The sequence below is a fragment of the Bartonella sp. AA89HNZF genome, from assembly GCF_042196905.1.
In the GTDB taxonomy this organism is placed as follows: domain Bacteria; phylum Pseudomonadota; class Alphaproteobacteria; order Rhizobiales; family Rhizobiaceae; genus Bartonella.
In genome coordinates this window covers 1-26,125 of record NZ_JBHIRD010000015.1, presented here as the reverse complement: position 1 = coordinate 26,125, position 26,125 = coordinate 1, and the positions used below count along the sequence as shown (strand labels likewise).

The 26,125-nt window shown below is 37.3% G+C and carries 21 protein-coding genes and 1 tRNA gene; 16 read left to right on the top strand and 6 right to left on the bottom strand.

Going from position 1 to position 26,125, the window contains the following annotated elements; genetic code table 11:
• Positions 1-443: 443 nt before the first annotated feature.
• Both ACFIN0_RS07300 and ACFIN0_RS07295 read right to left on the bottom strand, forming a co-directional pair.
• The gene (locus ACFIN0_RS07300; protein WP_375607284.1) at positions 444-2,075 is read right to left on the bottom strand and encodes an ABC transporter substrate-binding protein; all 1,632 of its coding nucleotides are present in this window, start codon (positions 2,073-2,075) and stop codon (positions 444-446) included.
• Between the two features lie 891 nt (positions 2,076-2,966).
• Positions 2,967-4,592, bottom strand: coding sequence for an ABC transporter substrate-binding protein (locus ACFIN0_RS07295; RefSeq protein ID WP_375702217.1), 1,626 nt, complete (start codon positions 4,590-4,592; stop codon positions 2,967-2,969).
• Between the two features lie 1,106 nt (positions 4,593-5,698).
• Between ACFIN0_RS07295 and ACFIN0_RS07290 the strand changes: the two genes are divergently transcribed.
• Positions 5,699-5,983: a DUF6460 domain-containing protein gene (locus ACFIN0_RS07290; protein ID WP_375607286.1), complete on the top strand. Its 285-nt coding sequence runs from the start codon at positions 5,699-5,701 to the stop codon at positions 5,981-5,983.
• A 22-nt stretch (positions 5,984-6,005) separates the two neighbouring features.
• Here ACFIN0_RS07290 and ACFIN0_RS07285 read toward each other — a convergent pair whose 3' ends face one another.
• The 3 genes from ACFIN0_RS07285 to ACFIN0_RS07275 all read right to left on the bottom strand — a co-directional run bounded on the left by ACFIN0_RS07285 (position 6,006) and on the right by ACFIN0_RS07275 (position 8,736).
• Entirely contained in the window at positions 6,006-6,815 is an 810-nt protein-coding gene (locus tag ACFIN0_RS07285; RefSeq protein ID WP_375608511.1) for a TIGR02186 family protein, read from the bottom strand.
• 2 nt (positions 6,816-6,817) lie between these two features.
• Complete coding sequence (locus tag ACFIN0_RS07280) at positions 6,818-7,738, bottom strand: sulfite exporter TauE/SafE family protein (RefSeq protein ID WP_375607288.1); 921 nt, start codon at positions 7,736-7,738, stop codon at positions 6,818-6,820.
• Between the two features lie 182 nt (positions 7,739-7,920).
• A complete protein-coding gene (locus tag ACFIN0_RS07275) occupies positions 7,921-8,736 on the bottom strand; it encodes a hypothetical protein (RefSeq protein WP_375702216.1) in 816 nt (271 codons plus the stop codon).
• A gap of 513 nt (positions 8,737-9,249) precedes the next feature.
• Here ACFIN0_RS07275 and ACFIN0_RS07270 point away from each other — a divergent pair.
• The 7 genes from ACFIN0_RS07270 to ACFIN0_RS07240 all read left to right on the top strand — a co-directional run bounded on the left by ACFIN0_RS07270 (position 9,250) and on the right by ACFIN0_RS07240 (position 17,183).
• A complete protein-coding gene (locus ACFIN0_RS07270; RefSeq protein ID WP_375702215.1) occupies positions 9,250-9,996 on the top strand; it encodes an electron transfer flavoprotein subunit beta/FixA family protein in 747 nt (248 codons plus the stop codon).
• Positions 9,997-10,047: 51 nt separating this feature from the next.
• Positions 10,048-10,968: an electron transfer flavoprotein subunit alpha/FixB family protein gene (locus tag ACFIN0_RS07265; RefSeq protein WP_375702214.1), complete on the top strand. Its 921-nt coding sequence runs from the start codon at positions 10,048-10,050 to the stop codon at positions 10,966-10,968.
• Positions 10,969-10,971: 3 nt separating this feature from the next.
• Positions 10,972-12,633 carry a 4Fe-4S dicluster domain-containing protein gene (locus tag ACFIN0_RS07260; RefSeq protein ID WP_375702213.1) on the top strand — a complete coding sequence of 554 codons (1,662 nt, stop codon included), beginning with the start codon at positions 10,972-10,974 and terminating at the stop codon, positions 12,631-12,633.
• Between the two features lie 2,087 nt (positions 12,634-14,720).
• Positions 14,721-15,608, top strand: a complete 888-nt coding sequence (rsmI, locus tag ACFIN0_RS07255) for a 16S rRNA (cytidine(1402)-2'-O)-methyltransferase (RefSeq protein WP_375607293.1) — start codon at positions 14,721-14,723, stop codon at positions 15,606-15,608.
• A 10-nt stretch (positions 15,609-15,618) separates the two neighbouring features.
• Positions 15,619-15,987: a YraN family protein gene (locus ACFIN0_RS07250; RefSeq protein ID WP_375607304.1), complete on the top strand. Its 369-nt coding sequence runs from the start codon at positions 15,619-15,621 to the stop codon at positions 15,985-15,987.
• Between the two features lie 103 nt (positions 15,988-16,090).
• Positions 16,091-16,336: a hypothetical protein gene (locus tag ACFIN0_RS07245; protein ID WP_375607294.1), complete on the top strand. Its 246-nt coding sequence runs from the start codon at positions 16,091-16,093 to the stop codon at positions 16,334-16,336.
• 55 nt (positions 16,337-16,391) lie between these two features.
• Positions 16,392-17,183 (top strand): pyrroline-5-carboxylate reductase, encoded by a 792-nt coding sequence (locus tag ACFIN0_RS07240; protein WP_375608507.1) that lies wholly within the window; start codon positions 16,392-16,394, stop codon positions 17,181-17,183.
• Between the two features lie 481 nt (positions 17,184-17,664).
• On the opposite strand, the gene ACFIN0_RS07235 is transcribed toward ACFIN0_RS07240, so the two are convergent.
• Complete coding sequence (locus ACFIN0_RS07235; RefSeq protein ID WP_375608506.1) at positions 17,665-18,726, bottom strand: Mrp/NBP35 family ATP-binding protein; 1,062 nt, start codon at positions 18,724-18,726, stop codon at positions 17,665-17,667.
• 585 nt (positions 18,727-19,311) lie between these two features.
• Between ACFIN0_RS07235 and rpmH the strand changes: the two genes are divergently transcribed.
• The 8 genes from rpmH (at position 19,312) to ACFIN0_RS07195 (ending at position 26,031) form a co-directional block, all read left to right on the top strand.
• Entirely contained in the window at positions 19,312-19,446 is a 135-nt protein-coding gene (gene rpmH, locus ACFIN0_RS07230) for a 50S ribosomal protein L34 (RefSeq protein WP_005864709.1), read from the top strand.
• A 117-nt stretch (positions 19,447-19,563) separates the two neighbouring features.
• Positions 19,564-19,953 (top strand): ribonuclease P protein component, encoded by a 390-nt coding sequence (gene rnpA / locus ACFIN0_RS07225; protein WP_375702212.1) that lies wholly within the window; start codon positions 19,564-19,566, stop codon positions 19,951-19,953.
• Positions 19,943-21,778, top strand: a complete 1,836-nt coding sequence (gene yidC / locus ACFIN0_RS07220; protein WP_375702211.1) for a membrane protein insertase YidC — start codon at positions 19,943-19,945, stop codon at positions 21,776-21,778. The genes rnpA and yidC overlap by 11 nt, the downstream gene beginning before the upstream one ends.
• Positions 21,778-22,422 carry a ribosome biogenesis GTP-binding protein YihA/YsxC gene (gene yihA, locus ACFIN0_RS07215; protein WP_375702210.1) on the top strand — a complete coding sequence of 215 codons (645 nt, stop codon included), beginning with the start codon at positions 21,778-21,780 and terminating at the stop codon, positions 22,420-22,422. The genes yidC and yihA overlap by 1 nt, the downstream gene beginning before the upstream one ends.
• Positions 22,423-22,561: 139 nt before the next feature.
• Positions 22,562-23,254, top strand: a complete 693-nt coding sequence (locus ACFIN0_RS07210) for a glutathione S-transferase family protein (protein ID WP_375612254.1) — start codon at positions 22,562-22,564, stop codon at positions 23,252-23,254.
• A gap of 1,116 nt (positions 23,255-24,370) precedes the next feature.
• Entirely contained in the window at positions 24,371-25,183 is an 813-nt protein-coding gene (gene dapB, locus ACFIN0_RS07205) for a 4-hydroxy-tetrahydrodipicolinate reductase (RefSeq protein ID WP_375607301.1), read from the top strand.
• A 28-nt stretch (positions 25,184-25,211) separates the two neighbouring features.
• Positions 25,212-25,832, top strand: coding sequence for a 2,3-bisphosphoglycerate-dependent phosphoglycerate mutase (locus tag ACFIN0_RS07200; RefSeq protein WP_375607302.1), 621 nt, complete (start codon positions 25,212-25,214; stop codon positions 25,830-25,832).
• A gap of 114 nt (positions 25,833-25,946) precedes the next feature.
• Positions 25,947-26,031 (top strand) — tRNA-Leu (locus ACFIN0_RS07195).
• Positions 26,032-26,125: the final 94 nt, after the last annotated feature.

Here is a 26,125-nt window from a genome sequence, read left to right as displayed (position 1 = left end):
GAAATATTAAGTCTTAACATTCACACAAACACATTTTTAATTTTAATGAAATTAACCTCCTCCCAACATCTCAAAGGATGGAGATTTCTACCAATCCACCGGACTAGCTTCTCACGGGGCAAGTTCCACTTGCTGACCACTCATGCGGTTTCCTGCATAGGCGCGGACAGCCCAAACCATGCCCTGTACTGATCACGGTATCTAAAAACACTTAATATGTAAAGCTTTTCATGCCTTATATCACCGCTCTAAACAACAGTGTTTTATGGCGTGATAGGATAAAAGAGCTCTTTAAATAGCGTATCTTGAAATTACATTCTATACACAACATATCAATGCGTTACTGATAAAGCTTCAACGTTTTGCAAAATTCTTACCCCCATACAAAACGCTGAAGTTATCATGATTTCATTCTTGTTGTATTTTACAGCATTAAAATCCACTTATTTTTCAATTGCACTATAAAAAATACGTGGAGCACTATTCCAAACCCATTTTTTGACATCAGGTGTCATCGCTATCGTATGATACGTCTGATAAATAAAAGCATAGGGTCCTTTCTGCATAAATTCACGTTGCAAATCAGCATACATTTGCGCCCGTTTTTGTGGATCTTTTTCAAATAAAGCATCCTGAACCTTTTGATTCATCGTTTCATCCAAATACCCATGGCACCAACTAGGATAGGCGGTATTTTTTGCCTCAAACCGATTATCCGGATTGTAAATAAGACGTGAAGCCATTGTATGAGGATCAGCAGAATCATTATTCCATCCGAAAAAAATCGTATCAAAAGCACGTGCAGAGAGTTTTGAAAATAATTGCGTCCCCACAAAACGTTCAATTTTAAAGCGCACTCCCACTTTTTTTGCATTATCTTGGAGAGACTGAGCAATAGGCAAAGCAAAAGGATAAGGAGATGCCCCTGCAAAAATATTGGCCTCAAAACCATCTGGGTAACCAGCCTCAGTTAACAGCTGCTTTGCTTTTTGCAGATCAAGTTTAAAGGGTTGTCCTTCTTTTTCGTCCAAAGCTCCAAGATTACCAAGAGGAATAAAGCTTGCCCGTGGAACACCAACATCTTTAAGAAGCGTCTTACCGAGTCCTTCATAGTCAATAAGATAATGCATCGCCAAACGCACTTTTTCATTGGCAAAAATTGGATTCGTCACATTAAATCCCCATATGATTACAGATGGCTCTAATACTCTTGCAACTTTAATATCCGTTGTAGCTTGGAGATCTGCTAAATCCTCTGGCAACAAATTACGTGCAACATCGATATCGTGTTTTTGCAACAATAAACGTTGTGTTCCAGGCTCCGCAACATGGCGAATTAAAATCTTATTTAATTTAGGTGCCTCACCCCAATAATTGGAGCTTGCACGCAACAAAATCCCTTCTCCAGGACGCCAGCTACTTATCTGATAAGGACCAACACAGGCAGAATGGCTTGCCAAATACCGATTTCCCAGATCACCATCTTGTTCATGTTTCATAATTGTCTCTCGATCCAACAAGGCAAGAGTACGACTAGTGGCAAAATGGCTAAGAATGAGCTCTGCTGGATAAGGTTTATCAAATTTCATCACCACCGTTTTCTCATCCGGTGCTTGAAAAGCCTCATCAACATTTTGTTCTGTAATACCATATTCATTAAATGTCGCCGCAGTAGCCATCTTCAATTTAACAACCCGCTTCATGCTCCAAACAAGATCATAAGCATTAGCAGAACGACCATCGTTGAACTTCAAACCATCACGCAAATGAAAAGTGATCACCGTTTTCTGATCATCACTTAAAACATCCCAGCTTTTGGCCAAAGAAGGAATAACTTTAGCTGCATTATCTTTAGCGGGGTCAACTAAATTATCACAAACATTGACAAGAACTTCATTCCCATAACGATCATTGATTTGCGCTGGATCAAATGTACTAATTGAATCGAGATTCCACCCCATCACAAGAGTATCAGCGGGTGTTTTTGCTGGAACCTGTTGTACAACCATCCCCAGTGCTATAAAAGCAGAAACCAGAGAGCTGCTCCTTTTCAATATTTTTCTTTTCAAGCTCATAGACTTTTCCTTTTAAAGTTTATTGTATAAATTTTCCACGCAACACAAACATATTTAAATAATAAAATGAGACGATACATAAACGCCTCAAACAAAGTATTCAAACTTTCAAATACCACTACTTACCAATCACTCCTCCTGCCCACCCTTATAAGCTAAACCAAAACGTGCAATGGCAAACACTTTTGCTATACAATAAACGCTTACCAGTAACAGAGCCTATTCATGAGAGCATAATGCTACGATTAAAGACTAACAAACCTCTATTGTTTTTCTCTCTTGTTAAACAAGTTTCCCCTTGTTTTTTCTGACGTTTTTTTAATGTCATCAAAGCACCCCCTGTTGGTTCAAGTGTTTTAATAATAAAAAGCCTTCATCATAATTTAACGTTTCGATCAAACAGAAAAATTCATCAATTTGCCAAGTACAACGACTTTTATTCCTTCTTCAAAAGGAAACTTGCAATTTCTCATCACTCCCCGTAAAATAACACCCTCCAATTGGCATCTTACCATCTTTCAAAGTAAGAAACATAGACACCATAAAAACTGATATTCCTCGTACCTTCTCCATAATAAAACTTTTATTCACCATTGCAAAGTCTTTGCTTCTTCAGCAATGCTAAAATTCCGCGACATTTGTTGCACTGATTTTTGAGCAAATAAATTTACCACTTTTCACTTCACAGAAGTTGAAATATTCAGTTTTAACATCCATACCAACACATCTTTAATGAAAATGACAGATCCCTTTTAAAATAGAAATATTCAACAACATATCCAATCATTCCCCATGATCTCCAGCGTATTACAAAGTTCTTGAACACTATGCAAAACGCTGAAGTTATTATGATTTCATTTTTGTTGTATTTTACAATATTTAAAGACACACTTATTTTTCAATTTTACTATAAAAAATTTGTGGCGCACTATTCCAAACCCACTTTTTGATATCAGGTGTCATCGCGATAACGCTATATTTTTGAAAGATAAACGCATAAGGTCCTTTTTGCATCAGTTCACGTTGTAAATCAGCATAAAGTTGCGCTCGTTTTTGCGGATCTTTTTGAAATAACGCCTCTTCAACTTTTTGATTCATCTTGGCATCAAAATACCCATGCTGCCAACTAGGATAGGCGGTATTTTTTGCCTCAAACCGATTATCAGGGTTATAAACAAGACGTGAAGCCATTGTATGGGGATCCGCAGAATCGTTATTCCATCCGACAAAAATCGTATCAAAAGCCCGAGCATAAAGTTTGGAAAACAACTGTGTACCTGCCAAACGCTCAATTTTAAGACGCACCCCTGCCTGTGCGGCACTATCTTGAAGTGACTGAGCAACCAACAGCCTATAAGGAGCATTTGAGACAAGAAAATTTGCCTCAAATCCGTTCGGATAACCGGCCTCTGCTAAAAGCTGCTTGGCTTTTGCAACATCAAATGTAAAGGGTTGTCCTTCTTTTTCATCCAGAGCCCCAAAGTTACCAAGAGGAATAAAACTTGCCCGTGGAACACCAATCCCTTTGAGAAGCTTCTTGCCAAGACCTTCATAGTCAATAAGATAACGCATCGCCAAGCGTACTTTTTCCTTAGCAAAAATGGGATTTGTCATGTTAAATCCCCAATACATCATGGATGGCTCTAACACTTCTTCGATTTTAACATCTGTTGTTTTTTGCAGATCTGCAAGATCTTCAGGGGACAAATCACGAGCAACATCAATATCATGCTTTTGCAACAATAAACGTTGTGTTCCAGGCTCCATAACATGGCGAATGAGAATCTGCTTCAATTTAGGCGCCTCGCCCCAATAATGGGAACTCGCACGTAACAAAAGAGCTTCTCCAGGGCGCCAACTGCTTAACTGATAAGGACCAACACAAGCAGCATGACTCTTCAAATACTGATTTCCCAGATCGCCATCTTTTTCGTGCTTCATAATTGTCTTACGATCAAGCAAAGCTGTTGCTGGACTTGCAACAATATTATTAAGAATAAGCTCTGCTGGATAAGGCTTATCAAATTTCATCACCACTGTTTTCTTATCTGGGGCTTGCAAAGCATCATCAACATTTTGCTCTGTAATTCCATATTCATTAAAAATTGCCGCATTGGTCATCTTCAATTTGACAATCCGCTTCATACCCCAAACAAGATCATTGGCATTGGCTGATCGCCCATCATTAAACTTCAAACCATCACGCAAATGAAAAGTAATCACCGTACTGTGATCATCCCCTGAAACATCCCAATGTGTAGCTAATGCCGGAACCATTTTAGCAGGATCATCCGTTGCGGTACTGACCAAACTATCACAAACATTGCGGACAATTTCACTTCCATAAACATCACTAAGTTGAGCGGGATCAAATGTACTAATTGAATCAATATTCCAAGCCATCACAAGGGTATCAGCGGGAGTTTTTGCTGAAACCTGTTGTGCAATCATCCCCAGTGCTATAAAAGCAGAAACAAGAGAGCTGCTATTCTTTAATATTTTTTTCTTCAAGTTCATAGACTTTTCCTTTTAAAGTTTATTATATAAATTTCCCACACAACAAGCACATGCTTAATAATAAGGTTAGATGATCCATAAGCGCCTCAAACTAAAGTATTAAAACCTTCAAACAACACCACTTACCAACCACGCCTTCTGCCCATACCTATAAGCCAAGACAAACCAAAACATGCAACAACAAACACTCTGACATACAATGAATGCTCCCCCATAACAGAGCCATTCATGATGTCATAACGCCTACGATTGAAGACTATAAAACCACTATTTTCTCTCTTTTGTTGGGCAAGCGCGTCTCTTCTTTCCTCTCGTCTTTTTATGCCATCAAAAGACTCTTCCTCGTTAGCTTAAGCGCCTTAATAACAAAGAGCTCTAATAACAATTTGACATTTTAACAAAACAGGAAAATTCACCCATCAACCGACATAATCTCCTCCCCCTACAAGAGGAATTTTGAATTTTTCCATAATCCTCTGCCAAATAACAGCTTTTAAATTATATTTTATTTCTAAATAAAAGGAGCATGGCCCTCTGATATTCTTTTACACACCCGCACATAACAAAACTTTTTCCCACATCGTATTTTAAATACCTTTGCTCCTCTAACAACACTTACTTCATTGCTTACATTTTTTCAGCAAAAAATATCTTTTCAATGCACTAAGGTTGAAATACCTAAATATAATACCTATATAAGCACACCCTTATCAGAATAGATAGTCTTTTTTTAAGTAAAATGCCTTGAAATATTATTTCTATACACAACAATAATAAATCTGTTATAAAATCTTCAATAGACTAGAACTCTTATCCTAATACGAAATATCGAAACGCTATAAAACTCCCCTACAAATTCTCAGAAACGAAAGGATATCTCTTCATTTAATGAAAAAAGCGCCATGAAAATATCGCAAAAAAGGCAAGAGAACGCGCGTATATTTTAAAGCACTGATATTACACCAGTACTAAAGTGATGCACTCCAAAAAAGTAAGAAAAAATAAAAGATCTTTCTCTTTTATGACAATGACATCACTGTTATGACAATGACATCACTGTACTATGATGATACAATAAAAAACAAGATATTCGAAAGTATATTAAAATGAACCGAAAGAAAAAATTGTCAGATTCTTTTCGTGCTTTTCTTGGAGGCACATTAAGCCACCATGTTAGTTTAAAATTGCTCATCCTTTCATTTTTTATTGGCATCATAATGAATTTTTTGGGATGGACACCCAAAAGTCTCATACAGAAAATTATAGATTTTTTTCAGTCTCTATGGGCAACAGGATTTATAACGCTCACAAACTTCTTTCATATCACCATGACGGGAGCGATTGTTGTTGTGCCTATCTTTCTTATCTTACGCATTTTTCATAAAAAATAAAAGCCTCAACATTTTCCTTGCGCTAGTCTTTTCGAAAAATCAAACGACATAAAAATCCTGTGGTAACAGCAATGATCACCGCAACAATAGCATATAAGAAACGATACTTATGTGCTGCGTAAAAAATTGTATAAGCGATATGTGCTTTAACAATTTCAAGAGTCGTTGTTGTACTATCAATAAACTGACCATCACGAAAAAGATAAGCACGAACCTTATAATGTCCAACAGGAATATTGGTTGGTAAACGAAAATGTGCAGTAAAAAGCGTGTCAGAACCAAAACGAACACCCCCTACTTCCTCATAATAAAGGCTTTTGGCTTTTTGCAGTTTTATAAGCTCATCGCGAAAGATCTGTATTTTTTTCTGATCTTTTTCATCCGTCTGCAATGGCAAATAAAGTAATCCTAACCCCAAGCGTTTATAATCTTCAACACTCGTAATATCGTCAATTTCACGTGTTGTGACCATAGAGTAAAAAAGAGGAACCTTTTTAAAAATAAGAGAATCTGTATTAACCCAAACACCGGCATTACGTTTTTTTTCTCGCATCACCATTGTCCGATCTTGTCCCTCCAAGCTCACAACAACATCATAACGGTTTTGTCGAGCATATAACGGATCAATATTTTCCAAAACACCAGCAATATAAAGATCACGACCAGCAAAATTTGCATCCACAGTAATCGTATTTGTTGTTACGATAATTTGAACAGTTTCGTGATCAACTTGATCAACGAATGTCGCTGTCGTCCCAACATGTGACCATGTAGAAAAAGAAACAAAACAAAAGCAACTTGTAATGATGCATAAAGAAAATAATCTACCCATTTTTATCTCATAAGAATATCCAGAGAGAAAAGATTATCGGGGCGTATAAATAATTGAAAAGCAAGACGCATACACACAATCAACACCAAAAACGCAAGTGCCATACGCAATTGTTCCGCCTTTAACTTCCGTCCAGCCCGTGTTCCATATTGCGCACCAATACTTCCTCCCAGCATTAATAAAAAAGCCAGGACAATATCAACGGACTGATGAGTCATACTTTGTAAAACTGTCGTGAAAGAAGACACAAATGTGATCTGAAAAAGTGAAGTTCCAATCACCACATTGGTTGGAACACGCAGAAGGTAAATCAATGCTGGTACCATAAAGAACCCCCCACCAATTCCCATAATAGAAGACAACAACCCTACAATGAGACCAATCCCTAAAACTGGAATAATGCTGACATAGATCATAGATGTCCGAAAACGCATTTTTAACGGTAAGCGATGAATCCAGTTATGTCGACCAGCAAGACGAATATTGGCTTTTCCTGCCTTACGCTTGCGCATCATATCATACCAACTTTCAACAATCATCAAGCTTCCTACACTTCCAAGAAGAATCACATAAAGAAGAGAAATCATTAAGTCTAATTGACCTAATTTTTTCAAAACAGAAAAAATCTGAATCCCGATTAAAGATCCCCCCCCTCCTCCAATCGCCAAAAGAATACCAAGTTTGATATCGAGCGTACGTCTTCTAAAATGGGTAATCGCCCCTGTTACAGATGACGCAATCATCTGATTTGCACCTGTTCCAACAGCAATAGCAGGAGGGATATTATAAAAAATCAATAAAGGAGTGATAAGAAAACCGCCCCCAATTCCAAAAAGACCAGAAAAAAAACCAGCAACGACTCCCATACCAATCAAAATCAGCATATTGAGAGACATTTCAGCAATTGGTAAATAAATACTCACTTACAGAACCTTCAAGATAATCTGAGGCTTTTTAACAATTGAGAGAATCTTTCTCCAATTATCCTCTTTTCCAATAATCTCTGTTGCGTGTTTAAAAGGATAATTTTAATTGCTATACAACTTTCGCATAATCCACGAATGCGCAATACATTTCACATCTATTAACATCAACATCATAAAAACTAAAAAAAACGCGCTCCTTTTAAAACGCTGTAAAGACATAACGTTATCGCTACCATAAATGCAACGGTTAAAAAACAAAGAACACTTTTTTTTACCAAATGAGATAAAAACGAAACACTCTCTTGAGACTGCGCCTTTAAAGAAGAAAAATCATTCTCAATGCCACGATTAGGTGCCTGAATACCCATATCCTTTTTTTCTATTGAAGCACGCTCTACGGCTCCCTCAACCTTTTTAAAAGAAGGCTTCATAGTATCACTTGGCAAAGAGCTTTTATTTTCTTTCTGCACCACATTTTTAACATTTGTTTGGAGTGGAATTATACCGTTTTGTCTCGAAAAATTTTGAACCTTTTGAAGTGATAAGCGTTCTTTATTTCCCTCATATTCCATATGAGCAAGTTTCTGTACAACAGAATCAGGAAATTTTGAACGAGACACCGGTCGTGTTACCGCTGCTTCTTCTAAGCTCTTTTTTTCACTCTGTAAACTTTGAACAATTGTTTTAATCTGCTCTAAAGATTCAAAAAGCTTTTTTTCCCTTTGACGACGGATATAATATTCAGCCAAAATGGCCCGACTAATATCATCTAAGTAAGATTTAAAATGCTCTTCTAAAGCCCCCTGCTCTATCAAAGAACGGGAAGAATGCTTCATTTGCATTTGTGCATGAACAGTGCGTAATTTTTGAGCAATATCCGACATCGTTACATCCATAGACGCATCCGTTCTCTCCTTCTGTTCAATAAAAGAAGAGAATTTATCATTCCTAACCTGATTGATCGGCTGGTCGATCGTATGACCCTTCGTATTCACAAACGCTTACCCCTCATTAACCTTTTTGAAAAGAATCGCACAAATGATGAATAAAGTGTGCTCTATTTTAGTAAATAGAGCTTTAAGAATGCCCAAAAACTTTTTTGTTAGAAATATTTCGCCCCAATCTTTATTTAAAATATTTGAAAGAAAAATCTCTATTTTTTTGTCCTCAAGATTTGAAGAGCAAAATCATTCCCCCATTTTTATTTTTTTCACTTAATTTTTTCATTGCCTAAAGCCCCTGATGCGCCATCATAAACAGAGCATATAAAATGAAAAAAATATTCTCATAAGACAGAGTGATTTTTTTACTTTTTATTCAAGCAAATAAAGCAATTATGGCAATGCAAAAGATATGAAGATTGAAAATGACAACAAGAAAGTACAAGTAAACGTAAAAAAAGCTTATATGAAAGAAAACACAAGTTATAAATAAGACTTCATTCTAAACAATTTTGTTTCTTATGAGTATTGCTATAAACTTGTAATCATACAATAAAGAGGATCATCATGAAAATAATTGTCGCTGTCAAACGTGTTGTTGATTATAACATCAAAATACGTGTCAAACCCGATAGCACAGGCGTTGATCTGTCTCACGTAAAAATGTCTATGAATCCTTTTGATGAGATAGCCGTAGAGGAAGCAATTCGCCAGAAAGAATCCGGTAAAGTTTCAGAAGTTATTCTTGTTTCAATCGGACCAGAAGCAGCCCAAGAAACTCTACGAACAGGACTTGCAATGGGGGCTGATCGCGCACTTCTTGTCACCACGGATCAAACACTTGAACCCTTAGCAATTGCTAAGATTCTCAAAGCCATAGTTGATGAAGAAAAACCTGATACGGTCTTTTTAGGAAAACAAGCGATTGATGACGATAGCAACCAAACAGGACAAATGCTCGCCGCTCTTCTTGGGTGGGGACAGGCAACTTTTGCCTCACATTTTAACATAGAAAATGGGCATGCTACAGTTATTCGTGAAGTTGATAATGGAACACAAACCCTTTCTCTTCCCCTTCCCATGGTTATGACCGCCGATCTACGGCTCAATGAACCGCGCTACACCTCTCTCCCTAATATTATGAAAGCAAAAAAGAAAACCATTGAACAAAAAGCGCTGACTGATCTTGGCATCGATACGAAAGCACGCTTAACAATTTTAAGCGTTGAAGAACCCAAACCCCGTCAATCCGGTATTAAAGTAGCTAATGTAGGAGAGCTTGTCAGTGCGCTAAAACAAAAGAACTGCATTTAATATTCTCACCACTAGAGTAAAAGCAACACTTACATAAAAGGGTAAAAACTTATGGCAATTCTTTTACTGGCCGATCATAATACAGAAGAAACCGCAAAAGTACTCACCGCTGCGCGTGCACTCAGTAATGATATCGATATTCTGGTTTGCGGAGAAAAAATTCAAACGATAGCGGAAAACAGTGCTAAACTTGATGGTGTGCGGCAAGTTCTTATTGCAAAAGCAGACTATTTAGTCCATCAACTTGCCGAGCCTATGGCAGATACAATTCTCACGTTAGCAAATGATTATGATGTGATCATGGCAGCATCCAACAGTACTGGGAAAAATGTGATGCCGCGCGTAGCAGCTCTCCTTGATCTTATGCAAATTTCAGATATTACCGCCATTCTTTCACCTGATACCTTCAAACGACCAATTTATGCAGGCAATGCATTTGAAACTGTACGAACCAATGATTATAAAAAAATTATAACAGTTCGCACCGCTTCTTTCACCCCAACGCCTTCCCAAAATAATTCTGCTCCCATTAAAACAATAACACCAGCTCCCAATCCAAATCTTTCTTCTTTCGTAAAAGCAGAGACAAACAAAAGTGATCGTCCTGATCTCACCTCAGCCCGTGTTATTATATCAGGCGGGCGTGGTCTTGGTTCTCAAGAGAAATTTATGGCCCTGCTTCTTCCTCTTGCAAACAAATTAAATGCTGCTTTAGGTGCCAGCCGCGCAGCAGTGGATGCAGGCTATGCTCCCAATGATTGGCAAATTGGACAAACAGGAAAGGTCGTTGCCCCTGAACTCTATATCGCCGTTGGCATTTCCGGTGCAATCCAGCATTTAGCCGGTATAATGGATGCACAAATTATTGTTGCCATTAATAACGATGAAGAAGCTCCCATCATGCAAATTGCCGATTACACCCTTGTAGGTGATCTCCACCAAATTATTCCAGAATTGGAGAAAGCTTTATAAGCCATGAAAACACCTCTACATGACCAACGTGAAAGTATGGAGTTTGACATAGTCATTGTCGGAGCAGGACCTGCAGGGCTTTCTGCCGCAATTCGTTTGAAACAAATTAATCCTGAGCTTTCTGTCACAATTGTTGAAAAAGGGACCGAAGTTGGTGCCCATATTCTCTCTGGCGCAGTTATTGACCCCATTGGTATCGATACACTCTTACCAGAATGGCGAAATGACAATGATCATCCCTTCACGACCCCTGTTACCCATGACCAGTTTTTTTTTCTAAAGCCTCAAAAAGCTACAATATTTCCCAATATTCTGCATCCCAAAATCTTATCAAATGACGGATGTTATATCGTTTCGCTTGGAAACGTTTGCCGCTGGTTAAGCAAAAAAGCTGAAGCATTGGGTGTTGAAATCTATCCCGGTTTTGCCGTAACACAGATTATCCAAAACGATAACAAAGCGATTATTGGTGTTCTCACCGGTGATATGGGGCTTAACAAAGATGGAACTCCTGGAAAAAATTATATGCCTGGTATGGCTTTATTGGCAAAATATACTTTAATTGCCGAAGGAGCACGCGGCTCAATTGCAAAACAACTGATACAACATTTCAACCTTAGCAAAAATCGTGAACCACAAAAATTTGGTCTTGGTCTCAAAGAGCTCTGGGAAATTGATCCCAACAAACACCAACGCGGTTTAGTACAACATTTCACGGGTTGGCCCTTAGACAATAATACCGGTGGTGGTGGCTTTATTTATCACCAAGAAAACAATATCATTTCTGTCGGTTTTGTTGTGCACTTAGATTACAAAAATCCTTATCTTTCTCCCTTTGAAGAATTTCAACGTTTTAAAACACATCCAAAACTCTATAAAGTCTTTAAAGGTGCAAAGCGTCTTTCCTATGGTGCACGTGTTATCAGCGAAGGAGGTTGGCAATCTGTACCAAAACTCACCTTTCCTGGTGGAGCACTTATTGGCTGCTCTGCTGGATTTGTCAATGTTCCTCGTATCAAAGGATCACACAATGCCATCTTATCTGGCATATTAGCTGCCGATAAAATCGCTACCGCTCTTGCTCAAGGGCGTGCCCATGATGAGGTTAAAGAAATCGAAGAACAATGGCGAAAAGGGCTCATTGGCAAAGATCTTTATAAAGTGCGAAATGCCAAACCGCTCTGGGCAAAATATGGGACAAAATATGGAATTAAACTTGCTGGTTTTGATATGTGGTGGCAACAACTGTTCGGATTTTCCTTATTTAAAACACTCTCCCATGGAAAGGAAGATTATGCATGCCTTGAACCAGCAGAAAAATTTCAACCCATTTCTTACCCAAAACCAGATGGCGTTATAACCTTTGATCGCCTTTCAAGTGTTGCCCTTTCCAATACGCATCATGAAGAAAATCAACCTTGCCATTTAAAAATAGCCTCATTAAAAAAGCAAAAGGACTCTGAATATGCAATCTACGGAGGACCTTCCACAAACTATTGCCCCGCCGCTGTCTACGAGTGGCTAGAGGATAATGATCATCTGACTTATATGATAAACGCTTCAAATTGCATACATTGTAAAACATGCGACATCAAAGACCCGAACCAAAATATCACTTGGACCTGTCCGCAAGGTAATGAAGGCCCCTTCTATCCCAATATGTAACCCCCGCTAATGATCATTGTTCTTTTTGCTAAAATTGAAATCTACAAAACACATTGAATAAAAATATTTCCTCAGATCATAAATCTATCAATCACGTTCTTTCACAGTGTAAAATGGACTCTATTCTCAATATAAAAGACTCTCCCCACCGTATGACTTTTTTCAATAAAAAACATAACATATTTTTATAAAAAATTTTTTATCTTAATAACAAAACAAGAATGAAGATATCTTAACCATTCTGCTATAAAAATACAGACTCTACTCTCAACAGTCTGTACAAAGACAAAGCTGTAGCTCCACTTTGCTCCCTCCCCCATGATTCAAAATGTTTTTAGCCTCCTCATAAGAAAACTCAATCGTTTCAAAAAGCCAAGAATAAAACCCATGGAGATATGCTTCGAGTTTGTTTTATCTCCTATCCTTTGCCAAACAATTTTCACTAAAGAAAACCACGGATGAATGTAGAAAAAATAAAATATTGCATACACAGAGCATGCTTATTTAATCACTCTCAATATGTTTCTACTGATAAAGACATCCCAAAATCTGAGTATCACATCAACTTTTTACGCTCAAATCAAGGGGGGCTATACATTGTCTTGCATCTAACCTTTACAGATGTAATGCAAAGAATGTGTAAAAACACCATAAGAATAAAAAGCCATAAGCGCTATCATTATTGGAAATAATATCTGACAAAGCCCAAATGTCTTTCCAATTCATGACCATTCTATTACGCGTTTTATAGTGTATTTTCTTTATAAAGCTTGTACTTTCGCTGTAACTTGTAAATCAACATCCAAATCGAACACAAGCGGCATATATGTAAAGAAAGATAAAGGTGAATGAAAGCGAGTCATTCCAGCTTTTGTATCCTGAGCAAAAATCTTGCATATTCTATTTGAGTAATTCCTGAAACGAAAAGACTGCTTCATTGAGTAAGAATATGAAGTCTGAAAGGAAGAAATTCGTTTCCATCTTTATCATCATCTTTGTCATGCGGTTTTACGACTTTCAAAAACATCACACTATCTTTTAAAAAGAGAGATCACATATTGTCCCTGCTTTTATGACCTGCATTTTTTATAGGAGCATATCCTTCAAAAAAATAAAACGCCTAAAATTAAAACAGACTTGTGTTGTTTATTTATGGATTTATTTTTAAAAGATAGCTCTCAAGACATATCGAACAATTCTTTCGTGACAAATCTTGAGAAAAATATCACGTATTCTCGTCAATGAATAGTTCCATAACGCAATAAAAAGTATAAACCGGCAGCATCACTTTCTTTGCTAACTCCAATGTTGCGATAGCCTTTGCTTTAAGAGAGCTCAAAAAGGCATTTTACTCCTTTTTTACTCGTCTTTAACGACACACAAATCCTCCTTGTGATGCACATAAATGATTTTGATTCATTGATGATAAAAGGCGTTAAAATGAGATAATTTTACGATATTTAAGGCGCCTACTCTATAGGCAAAAAATAATAAATTATCCATTATAAATCAAATAATTAAGATAAAAATAAATCTTAAAAGTTTTTAAGATATTCTTTATATCTGTTAAGGGAGAAGAGAATAGGACAAAATGAAATATTTTTCTAAGAAAGGCTTATATTTGATCAATAACGATATAGCGAGTTGTTTGTGTTTTAAAAGGATCTGCTTACGTTTACTCAGAAGAACAGTTTGAATATCAATGGAGTATTTGAAAGATGGGCGTTATGGAAATAATCGAGAAAGTTTAGCTTGTAAAAGAGCACAACCAAGCGTGAAATATAGGCACAGGTAAAATTGTTTTTTGTTCTCGAAGGAAAAACTTTATAGAAAATTATAGAGCTGATAAGATATTGGCTACATCTGGAATCTGTTTTTTTGAAAAAGATCATGCTGAAAAACAGATGATAATGTTAGTGAATATGAAGGTAAAACTATTGTATTGTGGGAGTATCAACTATTCGAGCAAAGTAAGCCTTTGTAATGATAAAAAATGTACTGGTAAAAAATGAACAAAAATGGCTTATAAAGCTTATGAGTATGAATAAAAATCTTGTGTGAGGGGAATTTGATGAAAAGAAAAGAGCATGTGTGAAAGAGCATATTTTATAGGTGCGCATGCTTATTCTGCCCCCGTTATAGAACCAGGGCTTTATCTTGTAGCAACGCCTATCGGAAATCTTGCAGATATTACGCTTCGTGCTTTGCAAGTGCTTGCAGGAATTGATATTTTAGCGTGTGAAGATACGCGGGTAACACGTGTTTTGTTGCAACGTTATGGTATTCAGAAAAAAACTTTTCTCTATCATGAACATAATGCGCAAAAAGCGGGTCCGAAGCTCTTAGCCGCTTTGGCAGAAAACAAAACGGTAGCGCTTGTTTCCGATGCGGGAACGCCACTTATTTCTGATCCCGGATTTCGATTGGTAGAAAAGGCACGTAAAGCTGGTCATAAAATTATTCCGATCCCTGGAGCATCAGCTCTTTTAGCCGCTCTTATACCGACAGGGCTTCCTACGGATAGCTTTTTCTTTGCAGGTTTTTTGAGTGCACGCAAGCGACAGCGTCAAAAACGATTGGAACAATTAAAAGAGATTCCAGCGACTTTGATTTTTTATGAATCACCGCATCGTCTTGTTGAAACTTTACAGGATATGGTCACGCTTTTTTCGGCTGATCGACCTGCCGCAATTTGTCGTGAATTAACAAAAAAATTTGAAACAGTGGATGCTTCCAATTTGGGGAATTTGTTGGAATCTTACAAAAAACAATCACATATTCGTGGAGAAATTGTTGTACTTGTTGGAGAATCATCATCTTCTTTAAACGTAATGAGTGATCAAGAAGTTGATGAAATGTTATTAGAACTCTCGCGGACACATTCTGCTGCTCAGGCAGCAGCTTTGGTTGCAAAAAAGACCGGTTTTAAAAAGCAGGAACTTTTTCAGCGGTTAAATTTTTTAAAAAATGCATAAAATTAAGACTATACAAAAAAAACAGAGACAAAAGTCTTTTTATCGAGGAGTTCGTGCAGAAAAATTGGCAGCATGGTGGTTGCGTTGCAAAGGGTTTCACATTGCCGAAATGCGTTTTAAAACAAAATGTGGTGAAATTGATTTAATTGCACGACGTGGAAATTTGGTTTTAATCGTTGAAGTCAAAGCGCGTTCAACATTAGCCGAAGCAATGGAAGCAGTTTCTCGAATAAATGAAAAGCGAATTGAGGCAGCAGCCGATATTTGGCTAGCACGGCAAAAGGATTATGCCTTTTTGTCTGTACGTTTTGATTTGATTGCAGTTTTACCTTGGCGTTGGCCACAGCATATCCCCGCATTTTTTACATCTAATAAATAAGAGGAGGCGCCAATTTTAACCATACCCAATAAAAAACGTTTCGTTTTTATATGCATATGCGTTAAAAAGTGTGTAACAATTTGAGCACTATAAGGAGCGAAATATGGATGATTATGAAAAGTTTGCAACAGGTTTGCTCATTGTTTTTGGAGCGCTAATTATTGGTGGTTTAATGGCAATGCATATTGTTCTTATGAATAAACCGGGGTTTTTATTTGCATTAGCCGCAGCTATTGTTGGTTGGTTTTCTGCTTTTGCTGTTCTATTTGACAAACCAAAAGTCTATTTGGGCTTGATTATTCTTGCTATTTTATGTGTTGCTTCCTCAATTAGCATCTATGTTAGTTAAAACACATAAACTGTTAATTGAGATTCCTTTTAAAATATAAAAATGAGGAAGAGAAATGAAACTCGGCTTTTTGGGAACGGGCACAATCAGTGCTTCAATGGTCAATGGCCTCATGACAAGCACCTTTGACGTTTCTTCCATTATTGTTTCACCTCGCAATGCACAAACAGCAGAGCATCTTTCATGCACATATGATAAGGTTATGATTGCTGAAAATAACCAAATGTTGCTCGATGTGAGTGATTACGTTTTTCTTTGCTTGCCTAACCAAATTGCAGAAAACGTTTTGCGTTCTCTTCGCTTTCGTCCAGAACAGCTGGTTATTTCCGTACTTGCTATGGCAAAAGCAGCAGAAGTAGAAGAATGGATCAACCATAAAGTTTATCGTGCTGTTCCTCTACCTTTTGTTGCAGAGTGTAAAAATTTGACACCAATTTATCCCGATCATCCCTTTTTACGCGCTCTATTTGATGCATTGGGGGGTACATTGGTGCTGGATAAGGAAGAGCAGTTTAATCTTTTTATGACTGCTGGTTCACTTATGGGCATATATTTTAATTTTATAGAAACAGCCCATCAATGGTTTATAACACAGGGGTTAAAACAACAGCAATCAGCAGAATTTCTTACCATGATGTTTGGTAATCTTACAGATGAAATGCGTAAAATTATAGCAACGGATTGTGCTACATCTCTCGATTTTGTACTCCTTGAAAAAGAGTTTTCAACAAAGGGGGGAACAAATGAATTTTTGTCAAATTGTTTTTCTCATCAAGGGGGAAGACGTGCTTTAACAACAGCTATTGAAGCTACTTTTCAAAAAATAAATGCTTCTAAAAAGGCTTGACCAGCATTTTTTATCCTCTCAATAAGAGAAGGTTATTGATATTTTCATTGAGTTTTTCTTGAATATGGTTTGATAACATTACCTGCTATACATATTTCAAGAGCAAGATAAATGGGCTTTTTAAACACCCATCCCTTTAATTTAAGTAGATAGGGATAAATTTTCCGATTAATCTTCAAGATGCTTTTATCGCAAAAAAGTGATTGTTAAATATTTTTTACAACCTTTTACCATTTCCCTAAATTATTTTTATTTTCTATCTTCTTCTTTTCGCACCAATGCCAATATTTTTCCACCTCACTGCTCCAGCCGCTCCGATTGAGTTCCCCTTCAGATTACCCAAGTGCATGGCTCATTTTTTGTTTGTTTCACCTCTCGTACTCCACTCAAGCATTAAGGTTCCCTCTTTTCCTTACAAAAAAGCAACATTTTTCTGTCTTTCGTGATTGCATTTTGCAAATTCTTTTAAATAAACATATATTCAAAAGAGTTGATTTTTTATTTGATCAACAATTGTACGATACAGTTTAGCAAGCTCTTCACTAGACTTAGCAACAAAAATAGGGACGCCCTCATCTGAAGACAATCGTAAAGCTGGATCAAGCGGTATTTCTGCTAAGAAAGGGACCTCTCGACGTTCTGCTTCTGCCCGTGCACCACCATAGCCAAAAATATCGTAGCGTTTTCCTGTATCAGGAGCGATAAAACAACTCATATTCTCAATGAGTCCTAAAATAGGAACATTGACTTTCATGAACATTTCTATCGCTTTACGCGCATCAACTAAAGCAAGATCCTGAGGTGTAGAAACAACCAACGCACCCGTTAATTGTACCTGTTGCGCAAGCGTTAATTGTGCATCCCCTGTACCTGGCGGCATATCAACGACTAAAACGTCCAAAGGCCCCCATACAACATCTCGTAACAATTGCGTTACAGCTGCCATAACCATAGGACCACGCCATACCACCGGCTTTTCTTCCTCCACCAAAAATCCCATCGACATCAATTTAAGTCCAAATTTTTCAAGAGGTTGAATCTTTTTTTCTCCAATAAGCTGTGGTTTTTGATTAACAAGTCCTGTCAAACGTGGCAACGAAGGACCATAAATATCAGCATCCATCACCCCCGTCTTGAAACCAGAATCTTGTAAAGCTAAGGCGATATTTATTGCCATCGTAGATTTCCCGACCCCTCCTTTTCCAGAAGCAACAGCAATCACATGCCTCACACCTTCTATGGGCATTTTGATCGGTAAGAGATTTGCTCTCCGACTAGGTGCTGTCTTTGTTATTTTTTCTGCTGTAAGTGTAACAACAGCAGATTTCACTCCCTCCAAAGCACATACCACCTTTTCAGCAGAACGACGCAATGATTCCCATTTTTGCACACCTCCATCAGGAACTGTAATGGAAAAGAAAACCTTACCATCAGCAATCAATATTTCTGAAAGAAGACCCAACGACACAATATCGCTTTCAAGATCTGGTCCTTTGACTGTACGTAATACGTTGCGGACAGCCTCACTTGTGATAAGATCCATGTTCTTTCCTCTCTATAAAAATACCAGCAAATATAAGCATAAGAACGAAAAATACTTACAAGGTTCATCACCTGATAATTTTCTACTTTAACTCAGCATTATAAAGTATACATCTCTTATCTCTTTAAAAATATGAAACCATCCTTAAAATAAAGAAGCTCAAACATAAAATCTGCTATAAAATCCTATCAATCACATTTGTGCTACAACCACTTTAATGAATATTCTGATAAAAATTTTGTAAAAACAAAAACTGAAAAAAACTCTTAATCTTAAAGGATATTTTAAATTGAGCATACAGTAATCAGTCACACCTTCTTTAATTCTTTAAGGCCCTAGCCATTTATGTTCTGTAGATTCAATCGTTATTTTCTAACACTCCTACAGTATTGTAAAAAAGCGTTACAAATAGTTATAAGGTGTTTTGTATTCTTTCAAGAGAGAGAAAAACAATCTAAGATTGACTTTTTTTATATTTTTCCTTATGGGTTAACAGCCGTATGATAGGATAAAATTGTTTATCTCGCGCATAACTACTCATAAAACGAAGATTAAGAAGGGCCGCACTCTGCGGTATTTAAATAAATGAAACGTACTTACCAACCCTCTAAACTTGTCCGTAAACGCCGCCATGGGTTTCGTGCACGCATGGCCACAGCTGGAGGACGTAAAGTTATTGCTGCAAGACGTGCTCGTGGACGTAAACGGCTTTCTGCTTAACCATTTAAATTTTCACAACCGTTGAGGATTGCTCATCGTTTCTTCGTTGTGAAACTTTTATTATGAACCTACAATGTCTGCTTGCAGACATTTAATGAAATTGCGAAATATTCTTTTATGAAGAAAAAACATCCCTGCCGTATTCGCAAAAGAGCAGACTTTTTGGCTGTCCGTACAGGAGAAAAACGACGTGGTCCTTTATTTTTGCTCGAAGTTAAATCTCGTGAACAAACAACAGAAAGAAAAGATTCTTTTTTTGCACGTGTAGGCTTCACTGTTACTCGTAAAAACGGTAATGCTGTGAAACGTAATCGTATTAAAAGGCGCTTGCGTGAGGCCGTGAGAGTTGGTGTAACAAACCACATGGAAGCAGGAACAGACTATGTCATTGTAGCGTACCGTGATGTGTTACATGCACCTTTTACATCCTTGATTAATGAATTAAATCGGCGAATAAAACCAAAAATAAAACATCAGCAACAACAAGGGTGTACGGATGGAATATAACCGCAATTTCTTTATCGCTATTGGCTTATCTTTCGTAGTGCTCATCGCATGGCAATTTCTTCATGTTGCTCCCAAACAAGCAAAGTTACAAAAACAACAAATCATCGCACAGCAATTGTCAAAACAACAATCAGTCCTTTCTACTACCACGACAGATTTTTCTGATGATATCTCAACGTATCAAGCTACATCTATCATCGAACAGCCCATGACACCTGAAATCCGGAAAGCTGTATTGGACAAAACAGAGCGTATTACGATCAAAACCAATGAATTGGAAGGCTCTATTAATCTTGTTGGTGCCCAATTTGATGATCTTCACCTCAAAAAATATCGTTTAACAGTCGACAAAAAATCACCGGAAATCGATTTGCTAAATCCTAAAGGCTTCAAAACAACCTATCTTGCTGAGTTTGGTTTTACCAGCGCATCTTTGCCAGCAAAGGCTTTGCCACAATCTGATACACAATGGAAAATAGAGGGAAACAACACAACCCTGACCCCTTCAACACCCATCACTTTAATTTATAATAATGGGCAGGGACAAATCTTCCGGCGGACCCTTTCTGTTGATAATCATTTCATGTTTACCATTGAGGATTCTATCAGCAATGAAAGTGATCAACCAATACATCTCTCGTCCTATGCCCGCGTTGCACGTGCAGCACCACCAGAACATACAAATGCAACCTATTTACTTCATGAAGGTATGATAGGTATTGCAGGAGATTCGCTCAAAACTGAAAAATATAAAACCTTAGCAGAGCTTGACCCAAATCCTGATAATGGGCAAAAAAGCATGACTTTTTCCAAAGTAACAGGAGGTTGGATTGGTATTACCGATAAATATTGGGCTGTAGCAGTTATTCCCCCGCAAAATAAAGAATATACAAGCCGTTTTATTTATTTTGATCGTTTGCAAACGCATTATCAGTCTGACTTGCTAGGGTCGCTTTTAACGATTGCCCCAAATGAAACAAAAACTGTTACAAATCGTCTTTTTGCTGGTGCAAAACAAGTTGAAATTATTAATAATTATCAAAATGACCTAAAAATTAAAAAGTTTGCTCTTTTAATTGATTGGGGCTGGTTTGATTTCATCACCAAACCAATGTTTGCCCTCATTGATATTCTTTATAAGCAAACAGGAAATTTTGGTATCGCCATCCTTCTTGTCACAGTGCTCTTAAAAACACTTCTTTTCCCTCTAGCCAATAAATCTTATAAATCTATGGCGCGTATGAAACTTATACAACCGCGGTTGCTAGAAATAAAAGAAAAATATCCCGATGACCGAACCAAGCAGCAACAGGCAATAATAGATCTGTATAAAACTGAAAAAATTAATCCTCTTGCCGGTTGTTGGCCAATGTTGGTTCAATTTCCAATATTCTTTGCTCTTTATAAAGTTCTCTATATCACCATTGAAATGCGCCATGCACCTTTCTTTGGCTGGATTCAAGATTTAGCGGCACCTGATCCAACTTCTCTTTTTAACTTGTTTGGTCTCTTGCCATATACAACGCCAACATTTCTTATGATTGGTGCATGGCCTTTGATTATGGGAATAACGATGTTTTTACAAATGCGTATGAATCCTGCTCCTCAAGACCAAACCCAAGCGATGATATTCACATGGATGCCTGTTGTCTTTACTTTTATGCTCGCCTCTTTCCCTGTTGGTCTCGTCATCTATTGGGCATGGAACAATATATTATCAATTATTCAGCAAGGCATCATGATGAAGCGCCAAGGAGTTAAAATTGAGCTTTTTGATAATCTGAAAGCCATCTGGAGAAAATCACCCAAAAAAGAAGTGCATTAATGACAAGAGATTCTTCCCTTTCTGGAATTTTTTCTCGCAATTGGATTTTTATTCGTGGTGTACCAGCAATACACTTTCTCCCCCCTGAAGGACCACCAGAAATTGCATTTGCAGGTCGTTCCAATGTTGGAAAATCATCTTTAATCAACGCGCTCGTCCAACAAAAAAGCTTAGCACGTACCTCAAACACACCAGGACGGACTCAAGAGCTTAATTATTTTGTCCCCGATGGATTCAGTGGGCAACTAGGAGACCTTCCCCCTCTAGCATTAGTAGATATGCCTGGTTATGGTTTTGCTGCTGCTCCTAAAAATCTTGTTGATGCGTGGACAAATTTGATTTTTAGCTATTTACGGGGGCGCACAACGTTAAAACGTGTATATATCTTGATTGATTCACGGCACGGAATCAAAAATAATGATGAAGATGTTCTTGCTCTCCTTGATAAAGCAGCTGTTTCTTATCACATTGTTTTGACAAAAAGCGATAAAATCAAATCAAATGCTTTGGAAAAATTAATTATGAGCACACAAACAAAGCTTCTTAAACGCCCAGCAGCTTATCCTGAGCTTCTTGTAACCTCTTCAGAAAAAGCTATCGGTTTAGAAGAATTACGTGCTGCCATTTTGCAAACCATCGCATAAGAGAACAATTCCTAGTCATTAACAATTTATTAATTATAATTACTAGCAACTACTAATGATCTTGTACTTCTAGTCAAGCATCTTTATAAAAATGATTACTTGAAAGAATTCTCTTCAACTCTATTTGATAGTGTAAATTATGCTGACACTTTTTCACTCTCCCCTATCCTCTGCCTCGCGCTTCATACGCCTCATTCTTGGAGAATATGGTGTAACCACTCAACTGATTGAAGAATATGAATGGGCAAGAAGACACGAATTTCTAGCCCTCAATCCCGCTGGTCATGTTCCTGTTTTTCTCGATGAACACGAGGTTCCATTATCAGGTCCTCTTGTTATCTGCGAATATTTAGACGAAACACATGGAAGTTTACGACAAGAAAATAAGCTCTTTCCAGAAAATCCTTTAGATCGTGCGGAAGTACGCCGTCTCAATGACTGGTTCTTAAATAAATTCGAAAATGAAGCAACGCGCCATATCGTACGAGAACGAATCCATAAACGTGAAATGCCACTTGCCATTGGCGGTGGTGCTCCTAATTCACAAATTTTACGCAATGCACGTGCCAATATTTTACCACATATGAACTATCTCAATTGGCTCTGTGCCTCTCGCGATAGCTTAGTCGGTTCTGCCTTGTCCTATGCAGATCTAGCAGCAGCAGCCTCTATTTCTGTACTTGACTTTCTAGGGGAAATTGACTGGGAACAATCTCCTGCTGCCAAAGACTGGTATATGAGAATTAAATCACGTCCTTCTTTTCGTTCTCTTTTAACAGATCGCGTCCGCGGAATTGTTGCAAGTGCTCACTATGCAGATCTTGATTTCTAGCCTTCTCTTACAAACAAAAATAAAAGTGATATTTTATCTAAAGGATATTTATAGGTTTATGAATTTTTATGCATGCGTATAAACAATATAATAATACATTGATTTATGATCGTATTAAACAGAGAATAAAACCCATTATAATTGAATCACAAAAATCACTTTCTTATCGTGTCACAAAAAAAATCAGCACAGGGATAAAAAATACTTAAGAAAGGATTTTAAAGACTCTCTTTAAATACAAGAACTGTAGCATCATTGGAAGCTAGGCAAATAAAATAACAATACTTAACGCATGTTATACTCCATTCTTCCCAATATATGAAAAAACGCATTGCATAATATATATCCTATTTTCTCTATAATAAACAAAGCCTCATCATGCGTTTTTACAACATAACAATTTTTTCAACTGACTTTCCTAAAAGATGAAGAATCCGCCCAACTCTTGTATGTAAACAATCCAACTTCTTGTTAGCCCCTTGTTTTTACCCCTTTTTACGTAATTTTATTTATGGATAACGTATTTATATACAATGATAAATAATCGTTTTCTTATGCGTCACAAATGGAATTGATGAGTGAAAATGACTAAGTTAAAACATTAAAGGCTAACAAAACGGATGATAATGCTGATTTGCTCTATTTATGAAGCATAAAGATAATGGCGCAGAATAGATTTTATATTATTCATGGATACTCTCTCGTGATACCACTCACGAGCACTATCATAAAATAAGTTTAGAAGAATTGATAAATATATTTCTTTAAGAAAAGCGTATGAATTGACAACATAGGTCTATTTTGTTTGGAAGATCTTATTTTGCATGAAGAACGCTCCCCTTTAAAGAACGAAAGAAACAAAAGCGTAAAGTAATACACAATCTTCATTAGATTTCATAAGCAAACCTTACTTAAGAATATTCATCACACACTCTAACGAAAAACATCTCTATTTAAATTTGTAGATCTTATATCACTTGCTCTAAACAACAGTGTTTTACAGCACAACAAGATAAATTAAAGCAGGAAAAAAATTTTCTATAAAGAAAAAGAACCATTGGAAAGAAGACAAGAATTTGCCTATACTGCACAGTAAAGTATCATAAGGAGATAAAAATGCGCCTTACAGTTGTTGGTGCAAATGGAAGAATGGGACGTGAACTCATTACAGCAATCCAGCAGAGGAAAGATGTAGAGCTTTGTGCTGTTCTTGTACGTAAAGGTTCACCGTTTGTAGGAAAAGATGCCAGTGCATTAATTGGTTCAGATTCTCTTGGGATTAGTATCACTGATGATCCCGAAAATGCCTTTTCTAATACAGAAGGTATTTTAGATTTTTCACAACCAGAAGCTAGCATTCTTTATGCTAACTACGCTGCTCAAAAAAGCCTTGTCCATATTATTGGCACCACAGGATTTAGCAAAAAAGAAGAAGAAAAAATTGCAGATTTTGCGAAATATACAACTATTGTCAAATCCGGGAATATGAGCCTTGGAATAAATCTTTTAGCCAACCTTGTAAAGAAAGCCGCTAAAGCATTAGAAGCCGATGATTTTGATATCGAAGTTTATGAAATGCATCACGCTAACAAAGTTGATGCTCCTTCTGGAACAGCCCTTCTTCTTGGCCAAGCAGCAGCTGAAGGACGCAATGTTATGCTTAAAAATGTGTGTGTCAACGAACGTAATGGTCATATAGGTAAACGCAAAAAAGGCACCATTGGCTTTTCCTGTTCACGTGGTGGGACAGTTGTTGGAGAACACAGTGTCATTTTTGCTGGTTCCAATGAGCGCATTGTTCTTTCACACACAGCGCAAGAACGCTCTATCTTTGCCAATGGCGCATTAAAAGCAGCTTTATGGGCACAAAATCATGAAAGCGGTCTTTATTCAATGTTCGATGTTTTGGGATTGAACGATGAATTTTAAACAATCAATAGAATAGAGGCAATTTATAATGGGACGCATACTTACACTAATTCGTCATGGACAAAGTGAATGGAATCTCAAAAACCTTTTTACCGGTTGGAAAGATCCCGATTTAACAGAAAAAGGTCATGCAGAAGCGATAGCAGCAGGAAAAAAACTGAAAGAATATGGTTTGAGGTTTGATATCGCTTATACATCTGCCTTACAGCGAGCTCAAAAAACCGCTCAGCACATTTTAGAGCAAATGGGACAATCAGATTTAGAAGTGATAAAAAATCCAGCATTAAATGAACGTAATTATGGTGATCTTTCTGGTTTAAATAAAGATGAAGTACGCCAACAATGGGGGCAGGAGCAAGTGCAAATGTGGCGCCGCTCCTATACGATTGCGCCACCGAATGGAGAAAGCCTACGCGATACCGGTGCGCGCATCTGGCCTTATTATCTTTACCATATCCAGCCTTATATTTTGCGCTCCCAAACTGTTTTGATCGCAGCACATGGAAATTCTCTTCGTGCTCTTATTATGGCGCTTGAAGGTCTCTCCAGTGAGGAAATTATATCTCAAGAATTAGCGACCGGCATTCCTATTATTTACACATTTAATCCGGATTCAACAATTTTATCAAAGACAGTCCTCACACCTTAAACTTCTAAAATCATGATCTCCCTCAAAAGTTCAATGCTATCGTTTTAAGCTGAAAAAATAAATTCTATAATTTTATTGACAGAGTTACTTCATGCACTTAGATGAATTTTATAAGCCCAGATGGCGGAATTGGTAGACGCGCAGGTTTCAGGTACCTGTGCCGTAAGGCGTGGAGGTTCGAGTCCTCTTTTGGGCACCATGCTCTTTTTTATCCAAAATAATTTATTGATTTTCCATATATTTTTTACAGTGAGGGACGCGTAAATAAAAGTTAGGGAATAGGATTTTTAACA

Excerpts from the sequence above, each read along its gene's own strand:
- ACFIN0_RS07300 (WP_375607284.1), bottom strand. The coding sequence starts at position 2,075 with ATGAGCTTGAAAAGAAAAATATTGAAAAGGAGCAGCTCTCTGGTTTCT.
- ACFIN0_RS07295 (WP_375702217.1), bottom strand. The coding sequence starts at position 4,592 with ATGAACTTGAAGAAAAAAATATTAAAGAATAGCAGCTCTCTTGTTTCT.
- ACFIN0_RS07290 (WP_375607286.1), top strand. The coding sequence starts at position 5,699 with ATGAACCGAAAGAAAAAATTGTCAGATTCTTTTCGTGCTTTTCTTGGA.
- ACFIN0_RS07285 (WP_375608511.1), bottom strand. The coding sequence starts at position 6,815 with ATGGGTAGATTATTTTCTTTATGCATCATTACAAGTTGCTTTTGTTTT.
- ACFIN0_RS07270 (WP_375702215.1), top strand. The coding sequence starts at position 9,250 with ATGAAAATAATTGTCGCTGTCAAACGTGTTGTTGATTATAACATCAAA.
- ACFIN0_RS07265 (WP_375702214.1), top strand. The coding sequence starts at position 10,048 with ATGGCAATTCTTTTACTGGCCGATCATAATACAGAAGAAACCGCAAAA.
- ACFIN0_RS07260 (WP_375702213.1), top strand. The coding sequence starts at position 10,972 with ATGAAAACACCTCTACATGACCAACGTGAAAGTATGGAGTTTGACATA.
- rsmI (WP_375607293.1), top strand. The coding sequence starts at position 14,721 with ATGTGTGAAAGAGCATATTTTATAGGTGCGCATGCTTATTCTGCCCCC.
- ACFIN0_RS07245 (WP_375607294.1), top strand. The coding sequence starts at position 16,091 with ATGGATGATTATGAAAAGTTTGCAACAGGTTTGCTCATTGTTTTTGGA.
- ACFIN0_RS07240 (WP_375608507.1), top strand. The coding sequence starts at position 16,392 with ATGAAACTCGGCTTTTTGGGAACGGGCACAATCAGTGCTTCAATGGTC.
- ACFIN0_RS07235 (WP_375608506.1), bottom strand. The coding sequence starts at position 18,726 with ATGGATCTTATCACAAGTGAGGCTGTCCGCAACGTATTACGTACAGTC.
- rpmH (WP_005864709.1), top strand. The coding sequence starts at position 19,312 with ATGAAACGTACTTACCAACCCTCTAAACTTGTCCGTAAACGCCGCCAT.
- rnpA (WP_375702212.1), top strand. The coding sequence starts at position 19,564 with ATGAAGAAAAAACATCCCTGCCGTATTCGCAAAAGAGCAGACTTTTTG.
- yidC (WP_375702211.1), top strand. The coding sequence starts at position 19,943 with ATGGAATATAACCGCAATTTCTTTATCGCTATTGGCTTATCTTTCGTA.
- yihA (WP_375702210.1), top strand. The coding sequence starts at position 21,778 with ATGACAAGAGATTCTTCCCTTTCTGGAATTTTTTCTCGCAATTGGATT.
- ACFIN0_RS07210 (WP_375612254.1), top strand. The coding sequence starts at position 22,562 with ATGCTGACACTTTTTCACTCTCCCCTATCCTCTGCCTCGCGCTTCATA.
- dapB (WP_375607301.1), top strand. The coding sequence starts at position 24,371 with ATGCGCCTTACAGTTGTTGGTGCAAATGGAAGAATGGGACGTGAACTC.
- ACFIN0_RS07200 (WP_375607302.1), top strand. The coding sequence starts at position 25,212 with ATGGGACGCATACTTACACTAATTCGTCATGGACAAAGTGAATGGAAT.